This window comes from Flectobacillus sp. (genome assembly GCF_049240685.1).
In the GTDB taxonomy this organism is placed as follows: Bacteria; Bacteroidota; Bacteroidia; order Cytophagales; family Spirosomataceae; genus Flectobacillus.
In genome coordinates, this window is the sequence record NZ_JBMLSD010000045.1 from 1 (window position 1) to 1,925 (window position 1,925).

Sequence of the window (1,925 nt, forward strand, 5' to 3'; positions counted from 1 at the left end):
CACCTGAGCAAGTAGCTAAGGTGAAAGGTAGTTTTACGGCTAAGTTTTTGAAGGAAGAGCTTTCTTGATTTTGGGATTGCAGATTTGGCTTTCGACCGAATAGAGTATATTTGGAAAAATAATTGACAGGATATGATACAAAATATTTCAATAGAGAATTTTAGATGTTTTGATAAAACCGAAATAAAAGGTTTTTCAAGGATAAATGTCATTACTGGAAAGAACAACTCTGGAAAAACTTGTTTGTTGGAGGCTTTGTATTTTGGTTTGAGTCAGGATACTAATGGAACGATTGATACTCGTAGTTACGAAGGAACAGAAAACACAGGTTTCTCTTTAATGAAAAATCAAGATTTAGGAACCATAAACTTCAAATTTACCGTAAATAATGAAGAGATAGGTTTTAAATATCAGCCCGAAATTTCGTTTAACGATGTTAAAACAGGAGAAACCTTTATTCATAATAATGATGTCAAATTAATTCTTGATAAGAACAGAATATATCCACAATTATCAACACTTAATCTTAATGAGCCTAAAAAGACAGATAAAAAAAATAGTAGTTCTATAAATTTAGTTCAACTATTTGACCAAGCTCAAATCACAGGTTTAGACAAAGAAATATTAGATAGTGTAAAAATCATTGATAGTACCATTACCGAAATTAGAACATTCGGAAGTTATCCAAATACATTATTTCTAAAAAAGGAAGGAACTATATTTCAGCCTATTAACTATCATGGTGATGCTATAGGTAAGGTTATACTTTATATCAGTATTATGTTGAATTATAAAAAATCCTTATATAACTATCTTCTGATAGATGAAATAGAAAACGGCATCCATTACACCACCCAAAAAGAAGTTTGGCAAATGCTTTTCAAATTATGCAAACATCATAATATTCAATTATTTGCTACAACTCATAGCCGTGAAATGATTACCGCTTTTGAAGAAGTTTGTGAGGAATTTGAAGGCGAAGGAGCCTATTTTGAAATGGCTCGTCACGCTAAAACCAATCAAATAATTGGCATAAAACATGACATCACTACCCTTGAATATGAATTGGCAACCAATATACCTATCAGAGGAGAATAATGAAAAATATCATTTTAGTAGAAGGAAAAGACGACAAAGCATTTATCGAATATTTAATACAAGGTGTTGAAGTCAAAGAGTTTTCGGTTGATATTTTAGGAGGATTAAATAAAGATGCGCTAACAAGACGTTTAGCTAGTTTAAAGACTAGTTTCCTCAAAAATCCTTTTGGGAAATTAGGTATTATCATCGACCAAGACTCATTTACAAAAGAAGAAAGATTAGCATTTGTAAATGAATGTTTACAAGAAAGCTTTGATATACAATTATCAGATAGTCAACTATTTATAGATTTAACAATTGATGAAATTCCTCTACAAATTGCTTGTTATTTTGTAAATATTGATGGAACAGGAGAATTGGAAAGTTTGCTTACACGAATAAAAACAAACCCTTCTCCTTATGCAGACTGTCTGCAACAATGGCAAAATTGTTTATCAGAAAAGGTAAGCCAAAAGGAGTTTGATAAACTTTGGGTTCATTATTACCTCAAATATGATACCGCCACTCATCAAGAAAGACAACAAGCAGGGAGATACTGTACTTTGGAATACAGCCTTCAACATAAATCTCATATCTGGGATTTAGATTCTCCTATTTTAAATGAATTAAAAGGTTTTTTGGCTATGTTTGATTGAAGTAACTCAAACAGTCTCCACAAAAGCAAGCTAAACATGAGTCATCCCCAATATTGAGATTAGGAGGATTTTATAAATTCAAAAAAAGCGGTCGAAATCAATTTTCGACCGCTTTTTTGATATTGGCTATGGCTAACTTGGCTCAAGACGTAAAGTATTACGTCTCTACTGCTAGCGTACAAACTTTAC

General features: G+C 31.7%; 2 protein-coding genes. Both read left to right on the forward strand.

Annotated elements, in window-relative coordinates:
* Positions 1–132 precede the first annotated feature (132 nt).
* Positions 133–1,098: an AAA family ATPase gene (locus ACOVQ4_RS02165; protein ID WP_421819023.1), complete on the forward strand. Its 966-nt coding sequence runs from the start codon at positions 133–135 to the stop codon at positions 1,096–1,098.
* Entirely contained in the window at positions 1,098–1,736 is a 639-nt protein-coding gene (locus ACOVQ4_RS02170) for a DUF3226 domain-containing protein (RefSeq protein WP_421819024.1), read from the forward strand. Before ACOVQ4_RS02165 ends, ACOVQ4_RS02170 begins: the two co-directional genes overlap by 1 nt.
* Positions 1,737–1,925 lie beyond the last annotated feature (189 nt).